General features: G+C 75.0%; 24 protein-coding genes. 17 read left to right on the top strand and 7 right to left on the bottom strand.

Annotated elements, in window-relative coordinates; translation table 11 throughout:
* The 6 genes from KDL28_RS39115 to KDL28_RS39090 form a co-directional block, all read left to right on the top strand.
* Window positions 1-391, top strand: a 391-nt coding sequence (locus KDL28_RS39115) for a helix-turn-helix transcriptional regulator (protein WP_252446553.1), incomplete at its 5' end; no start/stop codon positions are given.
* Between the two features lie 193 nt (window positions 392-584).
* Entirely contained in the window at window positions 585-1499 is a 915-nt protein-coding gene (gene ctaC, locus KDL28_RS39110) for an aa3-type cytochrome oxidase subunit II (RefSeq protein ID WP_252446552.1), read from the top strand.
* A gap of 3 nt (window positions 1500-1502) precedes the next feature.
* Window positions 1503-1901 carry a cytochrome c oxidase subunit 4 gene (locus tag KDL28_RS39105; protein WP_252446551.1) on the top strand — a complete coding sequence of 133 codons (399 nt, stop codon included), beginning with the start codon at window positions 1503-1505 and terminating at the stop codon, window positions 1899-1901.
* A gap of 65 nt (window positions 1902-1966) precedes the next feature.
* Window positions 1967-2509, top strand: a complete 543-nt coding sequence (locus KDL28_RS39100) for a cysteine hydrolase family protein (RefSeq protein WP_252446550.1) — start codon at window positions 1967-1969, stop codon at window positions 2507-2509.
* Complete coding sequence (locus KDL28_RS39095) at window positions 2506-3519, top strand: ADP-ribosylglycohydrolase family protein (protein ID WP_252446549.1); 1014 nt, start codon at window positions 2506-2508, stop codon at window positions 3517-3519. The genes KDL28_RS39100 and KDL28_RS39095 overlap by 4 nt, the downstream gene beginning before the upstream one ends.
* 10 nt (window positions 3520-3529) lie before the next feature.
* On the top strand, window positions 3530-4477 hold the full coding sequence (locus tag KDL28_RS39090; RefSeq protein WP_252446548.1) for a PfkB family carbohydrate kinase: 948 nt from the start codon (window positions 3530-3532) through the stop codon (window positions 4475-4477).
* An 88-nt stretch (window positions 4478-4565) separates the two neighbouring features.
* Here KDL28_RS39090 and KDL28_RS39085 read toward each other — a convergent pair whose 3' ends face one another.
* Window positions 4566-5723: an acyl-CoA dehydrogenase family protein gene (locus KDL28_RS39085; protein ID WP_252446547.1), complete on the bottom strand. Its 1158-nt coding sequence runs from the start codon at window positions 5721-5723 to the stop codon at window positions 4566-4568.
* Window positions 5724-5987: 264 nt separating this feature from the next.
* On the opposite strand from KDL28_RS39085, the gene KDL28_RS39080 reads away from it, so the two are divergent.
* From KDL28_RS39080 to KDL28_RS39050, 7 genes are all read left to right on the top strand, one after another.
* Complete coding sequence (locus KDL28_RS39080) at window positions 5988-7349, top strand: sensor histidine kinase (RefSeq protein ID WP_252446546.1); 1362 nt, start codon at window positions 5988-5990, stop codon at window positions 7347-7349.
* 4 nt (window positions 7350-7353) lie between these two features.
* Window positions 7354-7995 carry a response regulator transcription factor gene (locus KDL28_RS39075; RefSeq protein ID WP_252446545.1) on the top strand — a complete coding sequence of 214 codons (642 nt, stop codon included), beginning with the start codon at window positions 7354-7356 and terminating at the stop codon, window positions 7993-7995.
* Between the two features lie 85 nt (window positions 7996-8080).
* Entirely contained in the window at window positions 8081-8566 is a 486-nt protein-coding gene (locus KDL28_RS39070) for a GbsR/MarR family transcriptional regulator (protein ID WP_252446544.1), read from the top strand.
* Window positions 8559-9971 carry a phenylacetate--CoA ligase family protein gene (locus KDL28_RS39065; RefSeq protein WP_252446543.1) on the top strand — a complete coding sequence of 471 codons (1413 nt, stop codon included), beginning with the start codon at window positions 8559-8561 and terminating at the stop codon, window positions 9969-9971. Before KDL28_RS39070 ends, KDL28_RS39065 begins: the two co-directional genes overlap by 8 nt.
* A 77-nt stretch (window positions 9972-10048) precedes the next feature.
* Complete coding sequence (prcB, locus tag KDL28_RS39060; RefSeq protein ID WP_252446542.1) at window positions 10049-10702, top strand: proteasome subunit beta; 654 nt, start codon at window positions 10049-10051, stop codon at window positions 10700-10702.
* Window positions 10703-10819: 117 nt separating this feature from the next.
* A complete protein-coding gene (locus tag KDL28_RS41985) occupies window positions 10820-11644 on the top strand; it encodes a DNA-formamidopyrimidine glycosylase family protein (RefSeq protein WP_252446541.1) in 825 nt (274 codons plus the stop codon).
* Window positions 11645-11763: 119 nt separating this feature from the next.
* The gene (locus tag KDL28_RS39050) at window positions 11764-13419 is read left to right on the top strand and encodes a peroxidase family protein (RefSeq protein ID WP_252446540.1); all 1656 of its coding nucleotides are present in this window, start codon (window positions 11764-11766) and stop codon (window positions 13417-13419) included.
* A gap of 24 nt (window positions 13420-13443) precedes the next feature.
* Here KDL28_RS39050 and KDL28_RS39045 read toward each other — a convergent pair whose 3' ends face one another.
* The 3 genes from KDL28_RS39045 to KDL28_RS39035 are packed head-to-tail and all read right to left on the bottom strand — an operon-like array spanning window position 13444 to window position 16763.
* Window positions 13444-14214 carry a phosphatase PAP2 family protein gene (locus KDL28_RS39045; protein ID WP_252446539.1) on the bottom strand — a complete coding sequence of 257 codons (771 nt, stop codon included), beginning with the start codon at window positions 14212-14214 and terminating at the stop codon, window positions 13444-13446.
* A 49-nt stretch (window positions 14215-14263) separates the two neighbouring features.
* Window positions 14264-15922: a glucose-6-phosphate isomerase gene (pgi, locus tag KDL28_RS39040; protein WP_252446538.1), complete on the bottom strand. Its 1659-nt coding sequence runs from the start codon at window positions 15920-15922 to the stop codon at window positions 14264-14266.
* 19 nt (window positions 15923-15941) lie between these two features.
* Entirely contained in the window at window positions 15942-16763 is an 822-nt protein-coding gene (locus KDL28_RS39035; protein ID WP_252446537.1) for an ROK family protein, read from the bottom strand.
* Between the two features lie 156 nt (window positions 16764-16919).
* On the opposite strand from KDL28_RS39035, the gene KDL28_RS39030 reads away from it, so the two are divergent.
* Complete coding sequence (locus tag KDL28_RS39030) at window positions 16920-17981, top strand: phosphotransferase family protein (protein WP_252446536.1); 1062 nt, start codon at window positions 16920-16922, stop codon at window positions 17979-17981.
* A 30-nt stretch (window positions 17982-18011) separates the two neighbouring features.
* On the opposite strand, the gene KDL28_RS39025 is transcribed toward KDL28_RS39030, so the two are convergent.
* Window positions 18012-18386, bottom strand: a complete 375-nt coding sequence (locus KDL28_RS39025; RefSeq protein WP_252446535.1) for a cupin domain-containing protein — start codon at window positions 18384-18386, stop codon at window positions 18012-18014.
* 71 nt (window positions 18387-18457) lie between these two features.
* Here KDL28_RS39025 and KDL28_RS39020 point away from each other — a divergent pair, with 71 nt between their 5' ends.
* Complete coding sequence (locus tag KDL28_RS39020) at window positions 18458-18928, top strand: MarR family winged helix-turn-helix transcriptional regulator (protein WP_252446534.1); 471 nt, start codon at window positions 18458-18460, stop codon at window positions 18926-18928.
* Window positions 18929-18945: 17 nt separating this feature from the next.
* Here KDL28_RS39020 and KDL28_RS39015 read toward each other — a convergent pair whose 3' ends face one another.
* Window positions 18946-20268, bottom strand: coding sequence for a cytochrome P450 (locus KDL28_RS39015; protein WP_252446533.1), 1323 nt, complete (start codon window positions 20266-20268; stop codon window positions 18946-18948).
* 178 nt (window positions 20269-20446) lie between these two features.
* On the opposite strand from KDL28_RS39015, the gene KDL28_RS39010 reads away from it, so the two are divergent.
* Window positions 20447-21295 (top strand): metallophosphoesterase family protein, encoded by an 849-nt coding sequence (locus KDL28_RS39010; protein ID WP_252446532.1) that lies wholly within the window; start codon window positions 20447-20449, stop codon window positions 21293-21295.
* 73 nt (window positions 21296-21368) lie between these two features.
* Here the strand turns inward: KDL28_RS39010 and KDL28_RS39005 are convergent, their stop codons facing one another.
* A complete protein-coding gene (locus KDL28_RS39005) occupies window positions 21369-21992 on the bottom strand; it encodes a TetR/AcrR family transcriptional regulator (RefSeq protein ID WP_252446531.1) in 624 nt (207 codons plus the stop codon).
* A 203-nt stretch (window positions 21993-22195) separates the two neighbouring features.
* Between KDL28_RS39005 and KDL28_RS39000 the strand changes: the two genes are divergently transcribed.
* Window positions 22196-22378 (top strand): TCP-1/cpn60 chaperonin family protein (locus KDL28_RS39000; protein ID WP_308216134.1); only part of this gene is annotated, 183 nt, incomplete at its 3' end.

The following is a 22378-nucleotide window of genomic DNA, read 5'->3' as shown; positions in this document are numbered from 1 at the left end:
GGCCGCGGAGGTGCGCTCCGCGGCCGAGCGGCTGGTCGGGACCGGGCGCCCGTGGGAGGCGGCCGCGCTGTGCCTGGCCGCCGCGGCCCGCGCGGCCGAGCCCGCGACCGCCCGCGAGCTGCTGGGCGCGGGGCGGACCCTGCGCGGACGGATCTCGCCCGATCGGGCGATCGGGCGGGACGGGCTGTCCCGCCGCGAGCGCGAGGTGGGCAGGCTCGTGCTGGACGGGCTCACCCAGCGCGAGATCGGCGCGCGGCTCTACATCTCGCCCAAGACGGTGGAGCAGCACGTGGCCCGGCTGCGCCAGAAGCTCGTCGCGGGCAACCGCGCGGAGCTGGTCGCGGCCCTGCGCGCGCGGCTGGCGCAGCCGGGTCAGCGGCGCACCGGGTAGCCGGGAGCACACCCCGACACGGCCGCACCCGGCAGGCGATCGGTGCCCGGGTGCGGCTAGTCTCTACGCGAGGTCGAAGGCGGACGGTGGCCTCGGCGACGGCACGGGGCGCGGGGCGTCCCGGACGAACGGTGGGAGGCGGCGAGCAGTGGCTCGAGCACAGCGCGACGGGAGTCGCCGCGGTACCGGGCGGGTGGCCAAGGTGGCCGGCCTGGCCGTGGTCGTCTCGCTGCTCACCAGCGGTTGCTCGGTGGAGGAGGCGATCCGCTTCGGCTGGCCCGAGGGGATCACCCCGCAGGCCGAGGCGATGCGCCAGCTGTGGACCTGGTCCGCGATCGCGGCGCTGGTCGTCGGCGCGATCACCTGGGGCGCGATGCTCTGGGCCGTCGCGTTCCACCGCAAGAAGAAGGACGACGACGGCTCGCTGCCCCGGCAGACGCAGTACAACCTGCCCGTCGAGATCGTCTTCACGGTGATCCCGACGATCATCGTGGCGGTGCTCTTCGCGTTCACCGTCGTCGTGCAGAACTACGTCGACAGCGACCCGGCCGAGCCCGCCGACGTCCGCGTGGACGTCACCGCGTTCCAGTGGAACTGGGAGTTCGGCTACCCCGACACCCCCGGCCCCGACGGCCGCCCGGTCAGCACGCTGGGCACGAGCGACACGATCCCGCTGCTGGTGCTGCCCACCGGGCAGAGCATCGAGTTCACCCAGCGCTCGACCGACGTGATCCACAGCTTCTTCGTGCCGGAGTTCCTGTTCAAGCGCGACGTCTTCCCGCTGCCCGAGGTCAACGACCAGGACAACGTCTGGCGCATCGACGAGATCGAGCGCGAGGGCGCCTTCGTCGGGCGCTGCGCCGAGCTGTGCGGCGCCTACCACGCGCAGATGAACTTCGAGGTGCGGGCGCTGCCCCCGGACCTGTACGAGCGCTGGCTCGCGCTGCGCACCCAGGTCAACCCCGACACCGACGCCGTCTACACCGCCGGTGAGGCGCTGGGCGAGCTGAACTGCGGCGAGCTGTGCGCGCCGCAGGCCACCACCACCTACCCCTTCACCACCGACCGGACCCAGCGCTCCGCGTCGCAGCCGACCACGGGGAGCTGAGCGATGAAGGTCGAGCACCGCATCTTCGAGATCGTCGCGGTCTTCTGCTTCGTGGTCGCGATCATCTACACGGTCCTCGCCCAGGAGGCGGTGGGCATCGCGGGGCTGTTCCTGACCGGTGGGCTGGCGCTGATCGTGGGCACCTACTTCCGGTTCGTCGCCCGCAGGCTGGAGGGCCGCCCGGAGGACAACCCGGAGGCCGAGGTCTCCGACGGCGCAGGCGACGTCGGGTTCTTCTCCCCGGGCAGCTACTGGCCCGTCGGGGTGGCCTTCGCGGTCGCGCTGCTGGGCATCTCGCTGGCGTTCTTCTACGTCTGGGCGATGGTCATCTCCGGGATCATCCTGCTGGGGGCGATCGCCGGGCTGGTGTTCGAGTACCACATCCGCCCCTCCGAGCACTGAGCACCGAAGCGCTGAGCACCGAAGCGCTGGGCACCGAAGCGCTGGGCACCGGGCCGGGTCGGGCGGTGCCGGGACGGGCGGCGGGGCACCTGGTCGTCGTCGACATGCAGCGGGTCTTCGCCGACCCGGCCAGCGGCTGGGCGACCCCGGGCTTCGCCGCCATCCTCGACACGGTCTCGGCGCTGGTCGCCGCGTTCGACCCGGCGGTCACCTTCACCCGGTTCGTCAGCCCGGCGCGGCCGTCGGGCGCCTGGCGCGAGTACTACCGGCAGTGGCCCTTCGCGCTGCAGCCGCCCGACGCGCCGCTGTGGGACGTCGTGCCCGAGCTGGCCCGCCCGGGGCCCACCGTCGACGCGCCGACGTTCGGCAAGTGGGGTCCCGAGCTGGCCGCCCGGGTGGGCGACGCCGATCTCGTGCTCGCCGGGGTGTCCACCGACTGCTGCGTGCTGTCGACGGCGCTCGCCGCGGCCGACGCCGGGACGGCCGTCCGGGTGGTCGCCGACGCCTGCGCCGGGGTGGACGCCACCACTCACCGCAAGGCGCTGGACGTCATGGAGCTCTACGCGCCGCTGGTGCGGGTGGTGTCCGCGGCCGAGCTGCTGACGTGAGCGCCCCCGACGACGGGCGCCTCGACCGGGCCCGTGGCGCGCTGCACGGGCTGGCGATCGGCGACGCGCTCGGCATGCCGACCGAGTCGCTGCCCCGCGCCGAGGTCGTCGCCCGCTACGGCGAGGTCGTCGACCGCTTCCACCCCGGTGCCCGCGACCAGCCCGTCGCGCCCGGGCTGCCCGCGGGCACCGTCACCGACGACACCGAGCAGGCCGTGCTGCTGGGCGAGCTGCTGGTGGAGTCCGGCGGCGGCTTCGACCCCGCGGAGTTCGGTCGCCGGCTGCTGGCCTGGGAGGGCGCGCTGCGCGCTCGCGGGGCGCACGGCCTGCTGGGCCCCTCGACCAGGCGCGCCGTGGCCGCGCTGGCCGCCGGCGCCGACCCGGTCGAGGCCGGTCGGGACGGCACCACCAACGGCGCCGCCATGCGCATCGCCCCGGCGGGCGTGGCCGTCGCCGACCCCGACGCGCTCCTCGAGCTGGTCGTGCGGGTGTGCACCCCCACCCACGGCACCGGTGTCGCCATCGCCGGGGCGGCCGCGGTCGCCGCCGCGGTCAGCGCCGGGATCGACGGGGCGACGGTCGCCGAGGCCACCGCGCACGCGGTCGGGGCCGCTCGCCGGGGCGCGGGCCGGGGCCGCTGGGTCGCCGCCGCGGACGTGGCCGCCCGGATCGAGTGGGCCACCGGGCTGGTCGCCGGGCTCGCGCCGTCCCGGGCCGTCGAGGTGATCGGCGCGCTGGTCGGCACGGGGCTGGCCACCCAGGAGTCGGTGCCCGCGGCGTTCGCGGTGCTCGCCACCGCGGGCGAGGACCCGTGGCTCACCTGCCGGCTGGCCGCCTCGCTCGGCGGCGACACCGACACCGTGGCCGCCATGGCCGGTGCGGTCGCGGGGGCCTGCCACGGCACGGCCGGGCTGCCCGACGCGGCCATGGCCACCGTCGCCGAGGTCAACGGGCTGCCGCTGGACCGCCTGGCCGCCGACCTGCTCGCCCTGCGCGGCCCCATCCGGTGAACCCCGCCCGATGATCAGCCGGCTGGTGCACGTCGGGAACGTGGTGGTCGACCTCGTCGCCGCCGTGCCCGCCCTGCCCGCCCGCGGCGCCGACGTCCTGGCCCACCGCATGGACGCCGTGGCCGGCGGCGGGTTCAACGTGCTGGCCGCGGCGGCCCGCCAGGGGCTGCCCGCCGTGTACGCCGGACCGGTGGGCACAGGTCCGTTCGCCGACATCGCCGTCGCCGCGCTGCGCGCCGAGGGCGTCGAGGTGCGGCAGCGGCCCCGGCCCACCGACACCGGCATCGTGCTCACCGTCGTGGACGACGAGGGCGAGCGGACGTTCGTGACCAGCCCGGCGTCCGTCGTCGGGGCGACCGGCGCGGAGCTGGCCGCCGTGGTGCCGCGACCCGGCGACGCGATCTCGGTGTCGGGCTACGAGCTCCTGCACGGCCCCACCCGCGACGCGCTGCTGCCCTGGATCGCCGCCCTGCCCGCGGCGGTCGCGGTGGTGCACGACCCCGGCCCGCTGGCGCCCTGGTCCGCGCCCGGCGCCGTGCGCGCGCTCCTCGACCGGGCCGACTGGGTCACCGCGAACGCCGCCGAGGCCCGGCGGATCACCGGCCGCACCGACCCCGCCGACGCCGCCTGCGCGCTCGGTGGGCGGGCCGGTGCGCTCGTGCGGACCGGCGCCGAGGGCTGCTGGGTGGCCGTCGGGGGTGCGGCACCGGTGCACGTGCCGGGGTTCGCCGTCGACGCGGTCGACACCACCGGCGCAGGCGACACCCACACCGGCGCCTTCCTGGCCGCGCTGGCCCGCGGGCAGGACCCGGTGGCCGCGGCCCGCACCGCGAACGCCGCCGCCGCGCTGTCGGTCACCCGCCCCGGCCCGGCCACCGGCCCGACCACCGCCGCGCTCGCCGACTTCCTCGCCACCCGCCACGGCGCTCCCACGCCCGGCCCTGACGCGCTGCCCTGACCTCGCCCGGACGAGGGAGCTGCTCTGGCGCGCCCGGACGCGCCCGCGTCACGCCGCGTACCGCTGTGCGCCTCCGACCGGGGCGCCGCTAGCCGCGTGCGGCCTTCCCCAGCGCCTGTCGGGCGATGATCACCTGCTGGATCTGGCTGGTGCCCTCGTAGATGCGGAACAGCCGGGCGTCGCGGTAGAAGCGCTCCACCGGTACGCCGCGCATGTACCCGGCGCCGCCGTGGATCTGCACGGCCCGGTCGGCCACCCGCCCGACCATCTCGCTGGCGAAGTACTTGGCCGCTGAGGGGCCCTGGATCCGGTCGGTGCCGGCGTCGTAGGCGCGCGCGACCTCCAGCACGGTCGCGCGGCCCGCGTAGTGGTCGGTCACCGAGTCCGCGATGAGCCCCTGGATGAGCTGGAAGGACGCGATCGCCTTGCCGCCCTGCTCGCGGGTCGAGGCGAACTCCACCGACTCCTGCACCAGCCGCGCGGCCATGCCCACGCACAGCGCGGCGATGTGCACGCGGCCGTGCGCCAGGCACCTGGCGGCGGTGACGAAGCCGCGGTGCAGGCCGTCCTCGCCGCCGACCAGCGCGTCGGCAGGCACCCGGACGTCGTCGAGGTGCACGTCGGCGGTCCACGCGCCGAACTGGCCCATCTTGTGGTCGCGGGGCCCGATGCCCAGCCCGGGCGTGCCCGCGGGGACCAGGAAGGTCGAGATGCCGCGGTTGCCGGGCGCGTCCGGGTCGGTCCGGGCGAAGACCATGATCACGTCGGCGAGCGGGGAGTTGGTGATGTAGCGCTTGGACCCGTTGATCACCCAGTCGGTGCCGTCGCGGCGGGCCGAGGTGCTCAGCGTGGAGGGGTCCGAGCCGGCGTCGGCCTCTGTGAGCCCGAACGACGCGGTGACCTCCCCGGAGGCCAGCCGGGGCAGCCAGTCGCGGCGCTGCTCCTCGGTGCCGCCGGTGATGAGCACCTGCCCGGCGATGCCGTTGTTGGTGCCGAACAGCGAGCGCAGCGCCGGGGTCGTCCAGCCCAGCTCGAAGGCCAGCTGCACCTCCTCGGTCATGCTCAGCCCGAGCCCGCCGTGCTCCTCGGGGATGGCGAACCCGTAGAGCCCCATCGCCTTGCAGGCCGCGACGATCTCGGGCGGCACGGCGTCCTCGGCGTCGATCTTCTCCTCGAGCGGCACGACCTCGTTGCGGATGAACGTCCGCACGGACGCCAGCACGTCGGCCAGGTCGGAGGGGTCCACGTCGATCTCCTGTCCACACTCGTCGGCCGGAGCCTCTGGGCAGGCACGCTACCGGCCGCGATGCCCTCGCCGGCGTTCGATGGATCACCCTCGCCGCGACGGCCTCGGCGCGCACGACGAGCGCGCTCCCCGGTTGGTCGCCGCGCCCAGGTCGCGGCGTGCGCGGGGGCGGAATCCCGGCGCGGCCGGGTTCGGGTTGGCCCTACCCTCACTCGGAGGTGTGCCGGTTGGGGTGGGCCGGTTCGGGGGGCGAGGGTGGACACCGTGAGCGAGCCAGCGGGCGTGTCGGCAGCAGAGGGCGGGATCGGGGTCGCGATGGGAGGCGCGTGGGGGGCGACCGGGCCCGTCGAGGCGGGCCGCGGTCGATGCCGGTTCTGGCCCGGCCTGGGCTACCTGCTGACCGGGCTGCCGCTGGGGATCGTGGCCTTCGTGGTGGCCGTCGTCGGGTTCGCCGCCGGGGTCGGCACGCTCGTGGTCTGGCTCGGGCTGCCGATCCTGGTGCTGACCCTGATGACCCAGCGCGCGCTGGCCGGCGCCGAGCGACGGCTCGTCGAGTGGGCCACCGGTCGGGCGCTCCCGCCGCACCACTACCGCGCCCCGAAGGGCACCGGCATCGGCCGGCTCTGGTCGGCGCTGCGCGAGCCGCAGTCCTGGCGCGACCTGCTGCACGCGGTCGTGGCGTTCCCGGTGCGGGTCGCGGCGTTCTGCATCGCGGTCACCTGGACCGTCGGCGGGCTGGGCGGGGCGCTGGCCGCCACCTGGATGTGGGCGATCCCGCAGGACGACGACGGCGGCGGGCTGGTCTGGCTGCTCACCGGCAACGGCTGGTTGGGCTGGGAGATCCTGCTCAACACCCTGCTCGGGCTCGTGCTGCTGGCCACCGCGGCGCCGGTGGTGCGGCTGCTGGTGCTGGCCGAGGCCGGGCTGGCCCGCGGGCTGCTGACCAACGAGTCCGCCGCGCTGCGGGCCAGGGCCGACCAGCTGGCGGCCGGGCGCCGAGCCGCGGTGCAGGCCGAGGCGCAGACGCTGCGCAGGCTGGAGCGCGACATCCACGACGGCCCCCAGCAACGGCTGGTGCGGCTGAACATGGACCTGGAGGCGGTGGCCCGCCGCCTCGACGACGACCCCGACCGCGCCCGGCCGCTGGTCGCCGAGGCGCTGGCGCAGAGCCGCGAGGCGCTCGACGAGCTGCGGGCCCTCTCCCGCGGCATCGCCCCGCCGATCCTGGCCGACCGCGGGCTCGGCGCGGCGCTGGCCGCCGCGGCCGCGCGCTGCCCGGTGCGCGTCTCGCTCGACGTGGCGCTGCCCGAGGGCAGGCGGTTGGCCGCCGCGGTGGAGAACACCGCCTACTTCGTGGTGACCGAGGCCCTGACGAACGTGGCCAAGCACGCACAGGCCACGCTGTGCACCGTGTCGGTGAGCTCGGACGGCGACCGGGTCCTCGTGCAGGTGCTCGACAACGGCAAGGGCGGCGCGCACCTGGGCAAGGGCCACGGCCTGGCCGGGCTGGCCGACCGGCTGGCCACCGTCGAGGGTGTGCTGGACGTGGTCAGCCCGGCGGGCGGGCCGACCGTGCTGACCGCGGAGATCCCGCTGGCCGGGCTGGGCGAGGAGAGGGTGGGGTAGGCGCGTGCGGGTGGTGCTGGCGGAGGACTCCCTGTTGCTGCGCGAGGGGCTGGTCCGGCTGCTCGACGAGGCCGGGGCGGAGGTCGTCGCGGCGGTGGGGGACGGGCTGGAGCTGGTGAAGGCGGTCACCGAGCACCGGCCCGACGTCGCCGTGGTCGACGTGCGGATGCCCCCGACGTTCACCGACGAGGGCCTGCGGGCCGCACTGGAGATCCGCACTCTCGACCCGCCGCCCGCCGTGCTGGTGCTGTCGCAGTACGTCGAGGAGACCTACGCCTCCGACCTGCTCAGCACCGGCGGCGGGGTCGGCTACCTGCTCAAGGACCGGGTGTCGCGGCTGTCGGACCTGTCCGACGCCCTGGAGCGGGTGGTCGGCGGCGGCACCGTGCTCGACCCGGAGGTCGTGTCGGCGCTGTTCTCGCACCGCCGCCGCAACGACCCGCTGGAGACGCTGTCGCCGCGCGAGCGCGAGGTGCTGGGGCTGATGGCCGAGGGCCGCACGAACACCGCGATCGGGCGCGAGCTGGTGGTCTCGCAGGGTGCGGTGGAGAAGCACATCTCCTCGATCTTCACCAAGCTCGGCCTGCCGCCCTCGGGCGACGACCACCGCAGGGTCATGGCCGTGCTGACCTGGTTGGGCGTCTGACCCACCCCGCGGCAGACCACGATTTCGTCGTGCCCATAAGTTACAGTCGTTACTGAAACTGTTGGAGTACGGGGAAGGTGGCCGCGTGACCGGTCCGGGACCGACGCCCGAGCAGGAGCGGGCCTGGGTGGAGCGGGTCGCCGGGTTCTTCGCCCGGCAGAACGGCCTGCCCCCGATCCCCGGCCGCGCGCTGGGCCGGCTGATGATCTGCGACCCGCCCGAGCAGTCGGCCGCCGAGCTGGCCGCCGCGATCGGCGCCAGCCGCGCCTCCCTCACCACCGCGCTGCAGGTGCTGCTGGCCGGCGGGTTCGTCGAGCCGGGCCACCGCCCCGGCGAGCGGACCACCTACTACCGGCTGGCCGACGACCCGTGGACCGAGGTCACCCGCCGCCGGATGGCCGCGCTGACCTCGTTCCTCGCGGTCACCGGGGAAGGGCTCGACCTGCTCGGCGCGGACTCGGCCAGGGCGACCCGCATCCGGCGCGCGCACGAGCTGTTCGGCTGGCTCGACTCCGAGGTCGGACCGATGTGGCAGCGCTGGGACGCGCGGCGGGAGCACCGCGATGGCTGAGCCGCCGCGGGGCCGGGCCCCGAAGACCCCGGGGAACGGGTCGCTGTGGTGGCTGCTGCGCGACCTGCGCCGGGCCCGCCGCGGCGGGCCGTCCGCCGTCGCCGCCCGGCAGCGCGCCCGCCTCGCCGACCTGGTGGCCGCCGCCCGGGCCGGGTCGCCGTTCTACCGCGAGCTCTACCGCGACCTGCCCGACGGCGTCGACGACCCGCGCGCCCTGCCCGTCACCGACAAGATCGCGCTCATGGCCCGGTTCGACGACTGGAGCACCGACCGGGCCGTCACGCTGGCGGGCGTGCGGGCGTTCGTCGAGCGGTCCGACACGATCGGCACGCCCTTCCTCGGCCGCCACTTCATCGTCACGACCTCGGGGACGAGCGGGGTCCGCGGCGTGTTCGTGCAGGACGAGCGCATGGTCCGGGTGCTGACCGCGATCACCGTGGGCCGCTCGACCGGGCAGTTCCTGCGCGGCCCGCGCGACTACGCCCGGCTGCTGCGCAACGGCGGGCGCACCGCGGCGCTCTGGGCCACCGACGGCCATTACGCCGGCTACGCCACGGCGCGCCGGCTGCTGGCCGAGCGGCCGGCCCGGCGGCGCAGCATCCGCATCGTGTCGGTGCACCGGCCGCTGGACGAGATCGTCGCCGAGCTGCAGCGGTTCCGCCCGGCGATCGTCAACGGCTACGCGAGCGCCGTGGCGATGGTCGCCGCCGAGCAGGCCGCCGGGCGGCTGCGGATCGACCCGGTGCTGGTGGTGACCGCGGCCGAGGGCCTGCCCCCGCAGGCGCACCGGCGGATCGCCGACGCCTTCGGCGCGAAGGTCCGCGACCAGTACGGCTGCTCGGAGTTCATGGGCCTGGCCACCGGCTGCGCGCACGGGTGGCTGCATGTCAACGCCGACTGGGCGATCCTGGAGCCGGTCGACGCCGACGGCGCCCCGACGCCGCTCGGCGAGCCCTCGCACACCGTCCTGCTGACCAACCTGGCCAACCGCGTCCAGCCGATCATCCGCTACGACCTCGGCGACAGCGTCACCCAGCGGCCCGACCCGTGCTCCTGCGGCAACCCGCTGCCCGCGGTCCGCGTCCGCGGCCGCACCGCCGACGTGCTCACCTTCGGGCCACCGGAGCACCCGGTCCGCATCCCGCCGCTCGCCCTGGGCACCGCGGTCGACCGGCTGCCCGGGGTGCGCCGCTTCCAGCTCGTGCGGCCCGACCCGACGACGCTGCTGGTCCGGCTGGACGTCGAGCCCGGCGCCGACCCCGGCCGCGTGCGGGCCGACGTCCGCGCCGGGCTGGCCGGCGTGCTCACCGCCCACGGCGTCCCCGGCGTCGCCCTGGTCGACGACGAGCAGCCGCCGCAGCTCACCCCTGGCGGCAAGCTCCGCGCCGTCTACGCTGCCGGGTAGCACCGACCGAGGAGGCCGCCCTGAGCCCGCTCGACACGCACGGCACGACGATCGTCGCGCTCACCTTCGCCGGCGGTGTGGTCGTCGCCGGCGACCGCCGCGCGACCTCGGGCAACGTCATCGCCCGCCACGACCTGGAGAAGGTCGTGGTCGTCGACGACACCACCGCGGCCGGGTACGCCGGCGCCGTCGGGCCCGCGATGCAGATGCTGCGGCTGTTCGCCGCCGAGGTCGAGCAGTACGAGAAGATCGAGGGCACCCCGATCTCGTTCCCGGGCAAGGCCAACCGGCTCGCCGCGATGCTGCGCGACAGCCTGCCGATGGCGATGCAGGGCTTCGAGGCGCTGCCGCTGCTGGTCGGCGTCGACCCCGACGAGCCCGACCCGGCGCGCGCCGGCCGCATCGTCACCTTCGACGTCAGCGGCAACATCGTCCCGGACAGCACCGGCTACGAGTCCATCGGCTCCGGCTCGCCCTACGCGAAGTCGGCGCTGAAGAAGCGCTACAGCCGCGACGCCGACCGGGCGGGCGCCGTGCGCGCCGCGGTCGAGGCGCTCTACGACGCGGCCGACGACGACTCCGCCACCGGCGGACCCGACCTGGTCCGGCGCATCTTCCCGGTGGTCGTGACCGTCACCGCGGCCGAGGGTGCGGTCCGGGTGCCGCCGGAGGAGGTCGAGGCCGTCGCTCGGCAGGTCGTTGAGGCCCGCGCCGCCACCCCCGGCGGCTGACCCCGCCCGACCCGCCGCCCACCCTGCGACGTCGACGGCCGGGCATGCGCTGCCGGGTTCGAGCGAGCGTGCGAGGGTCGGCTCGCGCGCTGCGGCGGGGGTGACCAGACTCGGGGGGTGCCCGAGCTCCCCGAGGTGGAGGCCGCCCGTTCCGTGCTGGAGGGCGCGCTCGACCGCGAGATCCGTTCCGTCGACGACTCCGACGAGTGGGTCTGCCGCCCGCACCGGCCCGGTGAGATCGCCGGTGCGCTGGTCGGCGGCCGGCTGACCGCCGCCCACCGCCGCGGCAAGACCATGTGGTGCGAGACGGCCGACCGCGACGGCCGCCCCGGCCCGCACCTGGGGATCCACCTGGGCATGGGCGGGCGGATCGTGGTCACCACCGACGCCGACGACCACGGTCGTGCCGGCGGCGACCCCCGCCCGGCCGCCGGCTACACCGGACCCGTGCCGCGCAAGCCCGAGTGGAACCGCTTCGTGGTCACCTTCACCGACGGCGGGCAGCTGCGGCTGTTCGACAAGCGCAGGCTGGGCCGGGTGCGGCTGGAGCCCGACCTGGGCGCGCTCGGCCCGGACGCCGAGGAGATCGGGCGCGAGGAGTTCCGCACCCGGGTCCGCCGCGGCCACTCGGCGGTCAAGGCGCGGCTGCTGGACCAGTCGGTGCTGGCCGGGGTGGGCAACCTGCTCGCCGACGAGACCCTGTGGCAGGCCGGGCTCAGCCCGTCGGCGCGGGCCGACGAGCTCGACACCGCCACCCTCGACCACCTCTACGACGCGCTGGCCGCGGCGCTGCGCTCGGCGATCGAGCACGGCGGCGTGCACACCGGGGAGGTGATCGGGTTCCGGCACGCCGACGCCGACTGCCCGCGCTGCGGGGCGCCCATGGTGCACGGCACGGTGGGCGGGCGCTCCACCTGGTGGTGCTCGAAGGAGCAGGCCTGAGCGCCGAACGCCCCCGCTGATACCGGGGGGCGACTACGCAGTTGTGCGTATGGCCGCCGCGCCGCCGGTCCGCGAGCGTTCCCCCCGACGCCGACGCAGGACCACCACAGGAGTGAGCTATGGCCGACGACTTCCCGCGCGTGCTGATGGACCTCCGCCACGGCCAGCACGTGGTCACCGACGAGATCGCGCAGGCGCAGGTGGACGCCGCCGCGCCGCAGTCGGCGTCGGTCTCCAGCACGGCGGGCGACGACTTCCGGGGCGGGCGGATCGAGGAGATCTCGACGCCCTTCGGGTACATGTTCGGCGCGCTCGCCGACGCCTTCCCGGGTGCCCACCTCGACGGCGACCCGGCGCAGGAGACCGTCGCGGCGCTCAAGGCGCTCGGGTCGGCGATGATCGAGCAGGATCCCCGCGGCGGCGCCGGGGACTCGCAGCTGCCCCCGATCCTGACCTACTGGGGCCAGTTCGTGGACCACGACCTGACCGCCAACACCGACCGCGACACCAGCATCTCGATCGTCGAGGACGACCTGCACCCGCTGGAGCCGCTGCAGGTCACCGCCCGCCTGGTGAACCTGCGCGAGCCGCGGCTGAACCTGGACTCGGTCTACGGCAACGGTCCGAAGGCGTCCGGCCTCGAGGGCCAGGTGCCCTACGCGGGCGACAAATTCGTCGTGCTCGAACAACCGGACCTCACCCCGGTCGGGCCCGCGATCGTGCCGGGCTTCGACCTGCCCCGCACGCGGGAGGGCGCGGGCAAGGGCAAGGCGCTGATCGGCGACGGGCGCAACGACGAGAACCTGGTCGTCGCCCAGCTGCACGTGGCCTTCCTCAAGTTCCACAACAACGTGATCGACTGGCTCGCCGCCCACGGCGGTGGCAACTTCGAGCGGGCCCGCGAGCTCACCACCTGGCACTACCAGTTCGCGACGGTGCAGGACTTCCTCACGCGGATCGCCGACCCGGCCGTGGTCACCGGCCTGCTGGACGGCACGGTCCGCCCGGTCTTCCGGCCATCGGCGGACGACCCGTTCATGCCGCTGGAGTTCTCGGTGGCCGCCTTCCGCTTCGGGCACAGCATGGTCCGCGGCGCCTACGACTGGAACGAGAACTTCCCCCGGGCGACGTTCGAGCAGCTGTTCAGCTTCACCGGCAACGGCGGGCTCCGGCCGAACCCGTCCTTCCCCGTCAACCCCACCCTGCCCGACAACTGGCCCGCCCGGTTCCGCCGGCTCACCGGGATCGACCCGCAGACCGACGGCGGCCTCCCGGCCCGGCTCGCCCGCAAGATCGACACGCACCTCGCGCCGCCGCTGAGCACGCTGCTCAACGAGGGCGGGGGAGCGACGTCCGGCGAGATCCGTCGGCTGCTCAAGCGACTGGCCACCCGCAACCTGCTGCGCGGCTACCGGCTGGCCGTCCCGACGGGTCAGGCGGTCGCGACCCAGCTGGGCATCACCCCGCTCACCGTGGCCCAGCTGAGCTCGCCGCCCGGGCCGGTCGGCAACGTGCTGCAGGACCACCCCGAGCTGCTCGGGGCGACCCCGCTGTGGTTCTACGTGCTGAAGGAGGCCGAGATCCTCGGTGAGGGCGACCGGCTGGGCCCGGTCGGCAGCCGGATCGTCGCGGAGACGATCCTCGGCCAGCTCCGCGCCGACCCGACGTCCTACCTCAACAAGGGGTTCGACCCGGCCACCGGCGTCACCAGGCCCGACGGCGGGCCGGTCCGCACGATCATCGACTTCCTGGAGTTCGCCGGGATGCACAACTGACCCACCGCGCGGGGCGGCGGCGCGTCAGCCGTCCGCCGTCGCCCGTCGGCGGGCCGATGCGGTGGCCCACACCATCGCGCACAGCGCCAACCAGGCCCCGCCGACCAGCCACCCGGCCAGCACGTCGCTGAACCAGTGCACGCCCAGGTAGACGCGGGTCAGCCCGACGGCCCCGACCCACAGCGCCGCGCCCACCACCATCGCGACCCGGGTCGCCGCGCTCTGCCCGACCCAGGCGAGCACCACCAGTGAGCCGATCACCGCGACCGCCATCGTCGCGTGCCCGGAGGGCAGCGACTCGTTGGCCGCCCCGACCAGCTGGTCGTCCAGCGGCGGGCGGGCGCGGTCGAGCAGCCGCTTGAGCCCGCTGAACACCAGGCTGGCGCCCACGGCGGTGACGGCGACGAAGAGCGCGTCGTACGGGCGGGAGCGCACCAGGAGCACCAGCGTCACCAGCGCTGCCAGCACCCCCATGGTCGCGGTGCTGCCGACCTCGGTGACCGCGACGGCGATCGCCGTCAGCGGGCCGGACCGGGCGTCGATCGCCTGACCGAGCACCAGCTGGTCGACCGCGGCCGGCCCCACCCCGACGAAGGCGCTGGACACCGCGGCCACCGCGCCGAGGGCCAGTGCGAGCACGCCGTACAGCGGCCTCCTCGGCAGCGGCGCGGGGGCCCCCAGCGGGTGGTCGAGGCCGGCGGGGTGCTCGCGCGGGCCGACCGGCCGATCGGGAGGGGGCTCGACGCTCCGGTGCACGTCGTCGCGCCCAGTGGGGGCGCCGTCGCCGGGACCCATCGATCCATCCTCCCGTCGTCGTCGGCGCTCCGCTCGACCGAACGCCGGGTCAGGCCCGTCCGCGCCACTCCCGGTAGCGCCGGACCAGGGCCGTCGTCGAGGCGTCGAGCCCGTCGACCGGGCCGCCGGTGAGCGAGGGGCCCAGCTCACGGGCCAGCACCTTGCCCAGCTCCACGCCCCACTGGTCGAACGAGTCGATGCCCCAGATCGTCCCCTGCACGAATGTGACGTGCTCGTAGAAGGCGATCAGTTGGCCCAGCACCGACGGGGTGAGCTCGGCCGCGAGGATCGTCGAGCTGGGCCGGTTGCCCGGCATCACCTTGTGCGGGACGACGTCGGCCGGCGTGCCCTCGGCGGCGATCTCCTCCGCGGTCTTGCCGAACGCCAGCGCGGAGGACTGGGCGAACAGGTTGGCCATGAACAGGTCGTGCATGTCGGCGCCGTCGCCGTCCTCGACGGGCAGGGCGTGGTTGGGCTCGGCGAAGCCGATGAAGTCGGCCGGGATCAGCCGGGTGCCCTGGTGGATCAGCTGGTAGAAGGCGTGCTGGCCGTTGGTGCCCGGCTCGCCCCAGTAGATCTCGCCGGTGGCGGTGACCACCGGGGTGCCGTCGCCGCGGACCGACTTGCCGTTGCTCTCCATGGTCAGCTGCTGCAGGTAGGCGGGCAGCCGGTGCAGGTACTGGCTGTAGGGCAGCACGGCGTGGGTCTCGGTGCCGAAGAAGTTGACGTACCAGACGCCGAGCAGCCCGGCGATCGCCGGCAGGTTCTCCTCCAGCGGCGCCGCGCGGAAGTGCTCGTCCATCGCGTGCATGCCGGCCAGGAACTCGGCGAACCGCTCCTTGCCGATCGCCACCATCAGCGAGAGCCCGATCGCGGAGTCCAGGGAGTAGCGCCCGCCGACCCAGTCCCAGAAGCCGAACATGTTGGCCTCGTCGATGCCGAAGCCGCCGACCTTCTCGGCGTTGGTCGACACCGCCACGAAGTGCTTGGCCACCGCGTCCTCGCTGCCCAGGCCCTCGACCAGCCACCGCCGGGCGGCCTTGGCGTTGGTCAGCGTCTCGATCGTGGTGAACGTCTTGGACGAGACCACGAACAGCGTGGTGGCCGGGTCGAGGTCGCGGGTGGCCTCGGCGATGTCGGTCGGGTCGATGTTCGAGACGAACCGCAGCTGCAGCGACCGGTCGGCGTAGGCGCGCAGGGCCTCGTAGGCCATCACCGGGCCCAGGTCGGAGCCGCCGATGCCGATGTTGACCACCGTCGAGATCCGCTCGCCGGTGTGGCCGGTCCACTTGCCGGAGCGGACGTCGTCGGTGAAGGCGCCCATCCGGTCGAGGACCTCGTGCACGTCGGCGACGACGTCCTGCCCGTCGACCGTGAGCGACGCCTCGCGCGGCAGCCGCAGCGCCGTGTGCAGCACCGCGCGGTCCTCGCTGGTGTTGATGCGCTCGCCGGCGAACATCGCCGCGGTGCGTTCGGGCAGCCCGGCGGCGCGGGCCAGCGCGGCCAGCAGCGGCAGCGTGTCGCGGGTGATCCGGTGCTTGGAGTAGTCCAGCACGAGGTCGGCGCCGGACGCGGTGAGCGCCTCGGCCCGGCCGGGGTCGTCGGCGAACAGCTCGCGCAGGTGCTTGCCCTCGACGGCCCGGTGGTGCTCGGCCAGCGCGGACCACTCGGGGGTGGCGGTGATGTCGGTGACGGGGAAGTCGGGCACGCGCAGATCCTCCCGCGACTCAGCCGCCGGCGCGGGCCGGGGCGGCTCCGCTGCTGTGTTCGGTGGCGTGCTCGTGGGCGATCGGGGAGGTGACCGGGTCGCCGGTGCGCTCCCAGAGCGCGATGCCGCCGAGCAGCCCGGAGACGTTCGGCACGATCGAGCGGTTGGCGCCGAGCTCGTCCTCGTCGAGCCTCTTGGCGTTGCCGCCGCCGATGTAGATGTGGTCGGGCAGCACCATCTCCTCGAACGCGTCCAGCGCGTTCAGCACCCGCTGGCGCCACTCCTGCTTTCCGACCTTGTGGCGCTCGTTGTCGCCGCAGGCGACCTCGATCGACAGGCCCTCGCCGAACCGGCCGTGCGACAGCTCCAGGTGCGGCAGCAGCGCGCCCTCCCAGAAGATCGCGCAGCCCACCCCGGTGCCCAGCGTGATGACCAGCTCCAGGCCCTCGCCCTTGATCACCGCGCAGCCCTGCACGTCGGCGTCGTTGGCCACGCGCACCGGCTTGGCGAACCGCTCGGCCAGCGCCGACTGCAGGTCGAAGCCGAACCACTGCTGCTTCAGCTCGTCGGTGGGCGGCTCGCCCGGCGCCGGCCGGGTGAAGGCGGTGACGTGGCGCACCTCGCCGCCGCGGATCGCCCCCGGGAAGCCGACCGAGACGCGGTCGTACTCGGGCAGCTCCTTCGCCAGCTCGGTGAGCTCGTCGAGCATCAGGTCGGGCGTGCAGGGGTAGGGCGTCTCGCGGCGGACCCGCTCGGTGAGCATCTCGCCGTCGGGGGAGAGCACCGTCGCCTTCAGCCCCGACCCGCCGACGTCGATCGCCAGGGTGCGCGGTCCGTCCATGGTGCCCGTCCTCCTCGTTCCGGTCGGCGGAATGGCTCGCGCGGGACGTTAGCCCCCCGGGCCCCCGGCTGCCACGCAGCGCGGTGCGGCGAGCCCGGGTGGTGAGCTGCCCCGCGGGCCCTGGTGCTCGCCCGTGCGCCGGGTTTTGATGGTCCGATGAGCGCCCGACGATCACCGGAGATCGATCCCGTTCCCGCGCAGCCGCTGACCGACTGGCTGCGCGCCGAGGTGCCGCAGGTCCCCGTCGGCGACGGCCCGGTCGAGGTCGAGCGGATCTCCGGCGGGCACTCCAACCTCACCTACCGGATCATCGACGCGCGGGGCGGGCGGTGGGCGCTGCGCCGCCCGCCCACCGGCATGGTGCTGGCCACCGCCCACGACATGAGCCGGGAGTGGCGGTTCATCAGCGCGCTGGCCGACACCCCGGTCCCGGTGGCGCCGCCGGTCGCGTACTGCGCCGACGAGTCGGTGATCGGCGCGTCGTTCTACGTGATGGGCTTCGTCGAGGGCGAGGTGCTCGGCGACGGCCCGTCGGGGGAGCGGCTGGCCCCCGGCGAACCGCGCCGCACGCTCGGCCTGGACACCGTCGACGTGCTCGCCGCCCTGCACGCCGTCGACCCGGACGAGGTCGGCCTCGGCGACCTGCGCCGATCGGGCGGCTACCTGGAGCGCCAGCTGCGCCGCTGGCACCGCCAGGCGCACGACTCGTCGGTGCCCGACCTGTCGACGATCGACCGGGCCCACGAGCGGCTGGTCGAGCGGGCCGCGGCGCTGCCGCCGTCGGACGTGCGGATCGCGCACGGCGACTTCCGGCCCGGCAACCTCGCCGTCGGCCCGGACGGGCGGGTGCGCGCGGTGTTCGACTGGGAGCTGGCCACCCTGGGCGACCCGCTGGCCGACCTCGGCTGGCTCATCGCCTCCTGGGGCCGCTCGGGGGACGCGCTGGCCGTCACGATCCCGGGCCCCAACGCGGTCGGCGGTTACCCCACCGGCGAGGAGCTGGTGGCCCGCTACGCCGAGCGCTCCGGGCGCGACGTCTCCGACCTGGACTTCTACCTGGCCTTCGCGCGCTGGCGGTCGGCCTGCATCAGCGCCGGGGTGTACAGCCGCTACGCCGGGGGGGTGATGGGGGTGACCGAGGCCGACGGCGGCGCCGCCCGGCTCGCCGGGGTGTACCGGACGGCCGAGTCGGCCCTGGCCGCGCTGGACGCCGGGTAGCGCCTGCTCGGCCGTCCTTGGAGGTCGGCGTCAGGCGATCCACGGCGGCAGGACCGGGTCGGAGTCCGGGGTGGCGGCCAGCGCGCCGCCGGGCGCGGTGACCATCGCGCTGAACCCGGCCTCCGGGTCGGCGTGCACGCGGCGGGGCAGCTGCGGGGGCATGACGACGGTGTCGCCGGGCCCGACGGTGACGGGCTCGCCGTCGAGCTCGATGCGGGCCGAGCCGGTGAGCACGGTCCAGACCTGCTCGACGTCGAACCAGTGCAGCGGACCGGACGCGCCGGGGACCATCTCGACCCGCCAGAGCGCGACCCGGGCGCCGCCCAGGGTGGGCGAGGCGAAGGTGGTCGTGGTGGCGTTCGGCGTGCTGCTGCGGCGGGCGTCGGCGTGGCGGACGACGGGCATGGCGGGACCTCCGGTAATGGACAACGAGGTTGTCTGTTCGACGGGAGAAATGGTGAACTAGGTTGTCCATCATGTCAACCGACCCACCCGGCTACGAGCTGCCGCTGCGCCTGCTGTTCGGGTTCCGCGTCCTCGTCGACGGGGTGCACGCCGAGCTGGCCCGCCACGGCCACCCCGAGCTGCGCCCCGTGCACGGGTTCGTGCTGCAGGCCGTGGGGCCGTCCGGGGCCACCGCCGTCGAGCTGGGGCGCAGGCTCGGGGTCAGCAAGCAGGCCGCCGCCAAGCACATCGAGTTCCTGCAGACGCGCGGCTACCTGGAGCGCGCGACCGACCCCGACGACGCCCGCCGCCGGCCCGTCCGGCTCACCGAGCGCGGTCTCGACAGCCTGCGCCGCTCGGCCGCCGCGTTCGACGAGATGCGCGCGAGCTGGGGGCGCACCCTGGGCGAGCAGCGGCTGCGCGCGCTGGAGGCCGACCTGCGCGCGGTGACGCCGCAGGCCGCCTTCCGGCTCGACCTGCCCGGCTGGTTCGCCGGCGGCTGAGCGCCCCTGGGCGCCCCTCAGGCGTCCACAGTGGACGGCTGCAGGGTCACCGGCATCGCGTCCCAGCCGCGCAGGGTGCGGGTCGGGCGGCGGTGCGGCGGCCCGGCGGGGGCCAGGTCGGGGAAGCGCTCGAACAGCGCCCGCAGCGCCACCTCGCCCTCCATCCGGGCCAGCCCGGCGCCGAGGCAGTAGTGGATGCCGCTGGAGAACGCCAGGTGCTCGCCGGCGTTGGCCCGCGTGACGTCGAACCGGGCGGGCTCGGGGAAGACGGCCGGGTCGCGGTTGGCGCCGCCCAGCATGATCACCACGAACTGGCCCGCCCGGACGCGCTCGCCGGCCACCTCGGTGTCGCGCGTGGCCATCCGCCCGGTGCGCTGCACCGGGGAGTCGATGCGCAGCATCTCGTCGACCGCGGTCGGCCAGCGCTGCGGCTCGGCGGTGAGCACGGCGAGCTGGTCGGGGTGGCTCGTCAGCAGGGCGGCGCCGTTGCCGATCAGGTTGACGGTGGTCTCGAAGCCCGCCGCGAGCAGCAGCATCGCGATGCTCAGCAGCTCGTCCTCGGAGAGCCTGCCGTCGCCGTCGCGGGCGCTCAGCAGCGCCGAGAGGATCGTGGTGTCCTCGCCGGGCGAGCGGCGCAGCCGGGCGAAGTGCCCGGCCATCCACTCCTGCAGCGCGGTGATGTCCTTCTCCGACCGCACGAAGTCGCGGTAGGTCAGCCCGGCGTCCAGCGAGAGGGCTGCTCCCGCCCCCCACTCCAGGAACTGCCCGCGCATCTCGGCGGGAGCGCCGAGCATCTCGGCGATGACGGTCGCCGGCAGCAGGGCGGCGTAGTCGCGGACGAGGTCGGCCGAGGTTCCCCTGCCGGCCATCTCGTCCAGCAGTTCCGCGGCGACCTGCTCGGTGCGCGAGCGCAGCGTCGCCACGACGCGGGCGCTGAACCCGCGGGTGACCAGCTTGCGGTAGCGGGTGTGGTCGGGCGGGTTCGTGGTCAGCATCGACGGGGGCTCGCCGGGGCCGAGCGGGCCCCGCCCCGCCACGCGCGCGGCCAGCCGCAACGGTGCCGGCAGGTCCTCGTCCTCCGGGGGGCCGGCCACGCCGAAGTCCTGGCTGCGCAGCACGGCCGTGGCCACGTCGTGGTGGCAGGTGTTGAGCACCATGCCGTTGTCGACCAGGCGCCCGCGCGTGCGCACGTCGTCGTAGTAGAGGTAGGGGTCGACCGACATCGACGGGTCGAGCAGGAAGCGCGCCGTCTCGTCGCCTCCGCCGATCCGCCGCCGGATGACCTGCCGGAAGATCCCGTGCCGCAGCCCCCAGCGCAGCGCTCTCCGTGCACCCTCCATCGCTGTGTCCCCCCGGTTGTGCCGCCAGTCCCTCGAACGTACTGCCGAGTAGCCGGGGACGGCCACCACCGGGCGGGCTCGGTCCCGAGTCGACGCGCGGTGCGGCCGCCACCGCGTCCGCGGCCGGGGTGACCGGGGTCGCACGGCGAGCGCGCCGGACGTCGGGTACGACTGGCCGGTGACCTCCCCGCGGCTGCTGGCCGTCAGCGACCTGCACGTCCGTTACCCGGAGAACCGCACGGTCGTCGAGGGCCTGCGCCCCACCACCGACGGCGACTGGCTGATCGTCGCCGGCGACGTGGCCGAGCAGGTCGAGGACGTCCGGTGGGCGCTGGGGCTGCTGCGCGAGCGGTTCGCCGCGGTGGTCTGGGTGCCGGGCAACCACGAGCTGTGGACCCGCGGCAAGGACCCGACCCCGCTGCGCGGCGAGGCGCGCTACCGCCGCCTCGTCGAGGTCTGCCGCGAGCTGGGCGTGCTCACCCCGGAGGACCCGTTCCCGGTGTGGGACGGCGAGGGCGGCCCGGCCGTCGTGGCGCCGTTGTTCCTGCTCTACGACTACACGTTCCTCCCGGAGGGCACCACGACCGCCGAGGAGGGGCTGGCCGCGGCGTACAAGGCCGGGGTGGTGTGCACCGACGAGCACCTGCTCCACCCCGAGCCCTACGCCGACCGCGCCGAGTGGTGCGCGGCCCGGGTGGTGGAGTCGCGGCGCCGCCTCGACGCCTGCGACCCCGCCCTGCCCACGGTGCTGGTCAACCACTGGCCGCTGACCCGGCTGCCGACCCGCGTGCTGCGCTACCCCGAGTTCGCGCTGTGGTGCGGCACCGAGCTCACCGCCGACTGGCACGTCCGCTACCGGGCAGCCGCCGTCGTCTACGGTCACCTGCACATCCCGCGCGTCACCGTCGAGGACGGCGTGCGCTTCGTGGAGGCCTCGCTCGGCTACCCGCGCGAGTGGAAGAAGCGCGCCGAGCACGGCTACCCACCCGTCGACGAGCTGCTGCCCCGCCAGATCCTCCCCGCCTGATCCGTCGAGAACGAACTCGTCGTCGTTCTCGACCGGTCCCAACGACAACGGGTCCGTTCTCGACGGGTGGGGGTCAGCGGGCGGGGGCGTCCAGGGCGGGGGCGAGCGGGAGCAGCGCCTCGCGCAGGAGGTCGGGTAGCGATCCACCGGGCACGACGAGCAGTGCGTTCCCGGTGACCCAGGACCGCAGCCAGCGCTCGGCGCCGACGCGGGCCGCCGCGGCCACCGCGGCCGCCAGCACCGCCGCGGTCCGCTCGTCCCGGCCCGCGCGCTCGGCGATGGCGGCGGCCAGCGGCTGCTCGACGGCGCTGACGGTGTCCAGGAACGCGGCCCGCAGTCCGGGGGCAGAGGTGATCAGGGCCAGCTCGGCGCGGCCCGGCTCGTCGACGGTCGAGTACTGCTCGACGACCGCCTCCACGACCGCGCGGGCCAGCGGCTCGTCGTCGGGGCGGGCCCGGACCGCGGCGCCGACGCGCAGCGCCCGCTCGGCCGCGACGGCGGCCACGATCGCCTGCTCGCGGCTGGAGAAGTAGTTGTTGTAGGTGCGCGGGGACACCCCGGCGGCCTCGGCGATGTCGTCGACCCGCACGTTGTCCGGGCCCCGCTCCATGGCCAGTCGCAGCGCCGCCGCGCTCAGCGCCTCGCGGGTGGCCAGCTTCTTGCGCTCGCGCAGCCCGCTCTTCTCGGTCTCGTCCACGTGGGGAGCGTAGCGCAGAAGATTGCGTGGACGCATAGATGCGTACGCGCAACTTTGTGTACGGTGGGATCGGCACTCCCGGGAGGTGAGTGCCAGAACGCGGTCGGCGCGGGCGAGGGCCCGGCCGGGTACGCCGGGGGACCCGTCCGTCGCGGGCGCCCGCGTCGACCGCCCCGACCGACATCGCAGACGGAGGAACACGAGTGGCGAAGATGATCGCTTTCGACGAGGAGGCGCGCCGCGGGCTCGAGCGGGGCATGAACACCCTCGCCGACGCTGTCAAGGTGACGCTCGGCCCGCGTGGTCGCAACGTCGTGCTGGAGAAGAAGTGGGGCGCCCCCACCATCACCAACGATGGTGTGTCGATCGCCAAGGAGATCGAGCTC

Source organism: Pseudonocardia humida (assembly GCF_023898865.1).
GTDB classification, from domain to species: domain Bacteria; phylum Actinomycetota; class Actinomycetes; order Mycobacteriales; family Pseudonocardiaceae; genus Pseudonocardia; species Pseudonocardia humida.
The sequence above is the reverse complement of the archived record's forward strand: the minus strand, read 5'-3'. Positions and strand labels throughout refer to the sequence as shown.

What these genes read in the sequence shown, in the direction of transcription:
- KDL28_RS39090 (WP_252446548.1), top strand. Translation starts at nt 3,530, where the DNA reads ATGATCAGCCGGCTGGTGCACGTCGGGAACGTGGTGGTCGACCTCGTC.
- KDL28_RS39065 (WP_252446543.1), top strand. Translation starts at nt 8,559, where the DNA reads ATGGCTGAGCCGCCGCGGGGCCGGGCCCCGAAGACCCCGGGGAACGGG.
- KDL28_RS39015 (WP_252446533.1), bottom strand. Translation starts at nt 20,268, where the DNA reads ATGGAGGGTGCACGGAGAGCGCTGCGCTGGGGGCTGCGGCACGGGATC.
- KDL28_RS39030 (WP_252446536.1), top strand. Translation starts at nt 16,920, where the DNA reads ATGAGCGCCCGACGATCACCGGAGATCGATCCCGTTCCCGCGCAGCCG.
- KDL28_RS39025 (WP_252446535.1), bottom strand. Translation starts at nt 18,386, where the DNA reads ATGCCCGTCGTCCGCCACGCCGACGCCCGCCGCAGCAGCACGCCGAAC.
- KDL28_RS39050 (WP_252446540.1), top strand. Translation starts at nt 11,764, where the DNA reads ATGGCCGACGACTTCCCGCGCGTGCTGATGGACCTCCGCCACGGCCAG.
- KDL28_RS39045 (WP_252446539.1), bottom strand. Translation starts at nt 14,214, where the DNA reads ATGGGTCCCGGCGACGGCGCCCCCACTGGGCGCGACGACGTGCACCGG.
- KDL28_RS39020 (WP_252446534.1), top strand. Translation starts at nt 18,458, where the DNA reads ATGTCAACCGACCCACCCGGCTACGAGCTGCCGCTGCGCCTGCTGTTC.
- KDL28_RS39105 (WP_252446551.1), top strand. Translation starts at nt 1,503, where the DNA reads ATGAAGGTCGAGCACCGCATCTTCGAGATCGTCGCGGTCTTCTGCTTC.
- KDL28_RS39035 (WP_252446537.1), bottom strand. Translation starts at nt 16,763, where the DNA reads ATGGACGGACCGCGCACCCTGGCGATCGACGTCGGCGGGTCGGGGCTG.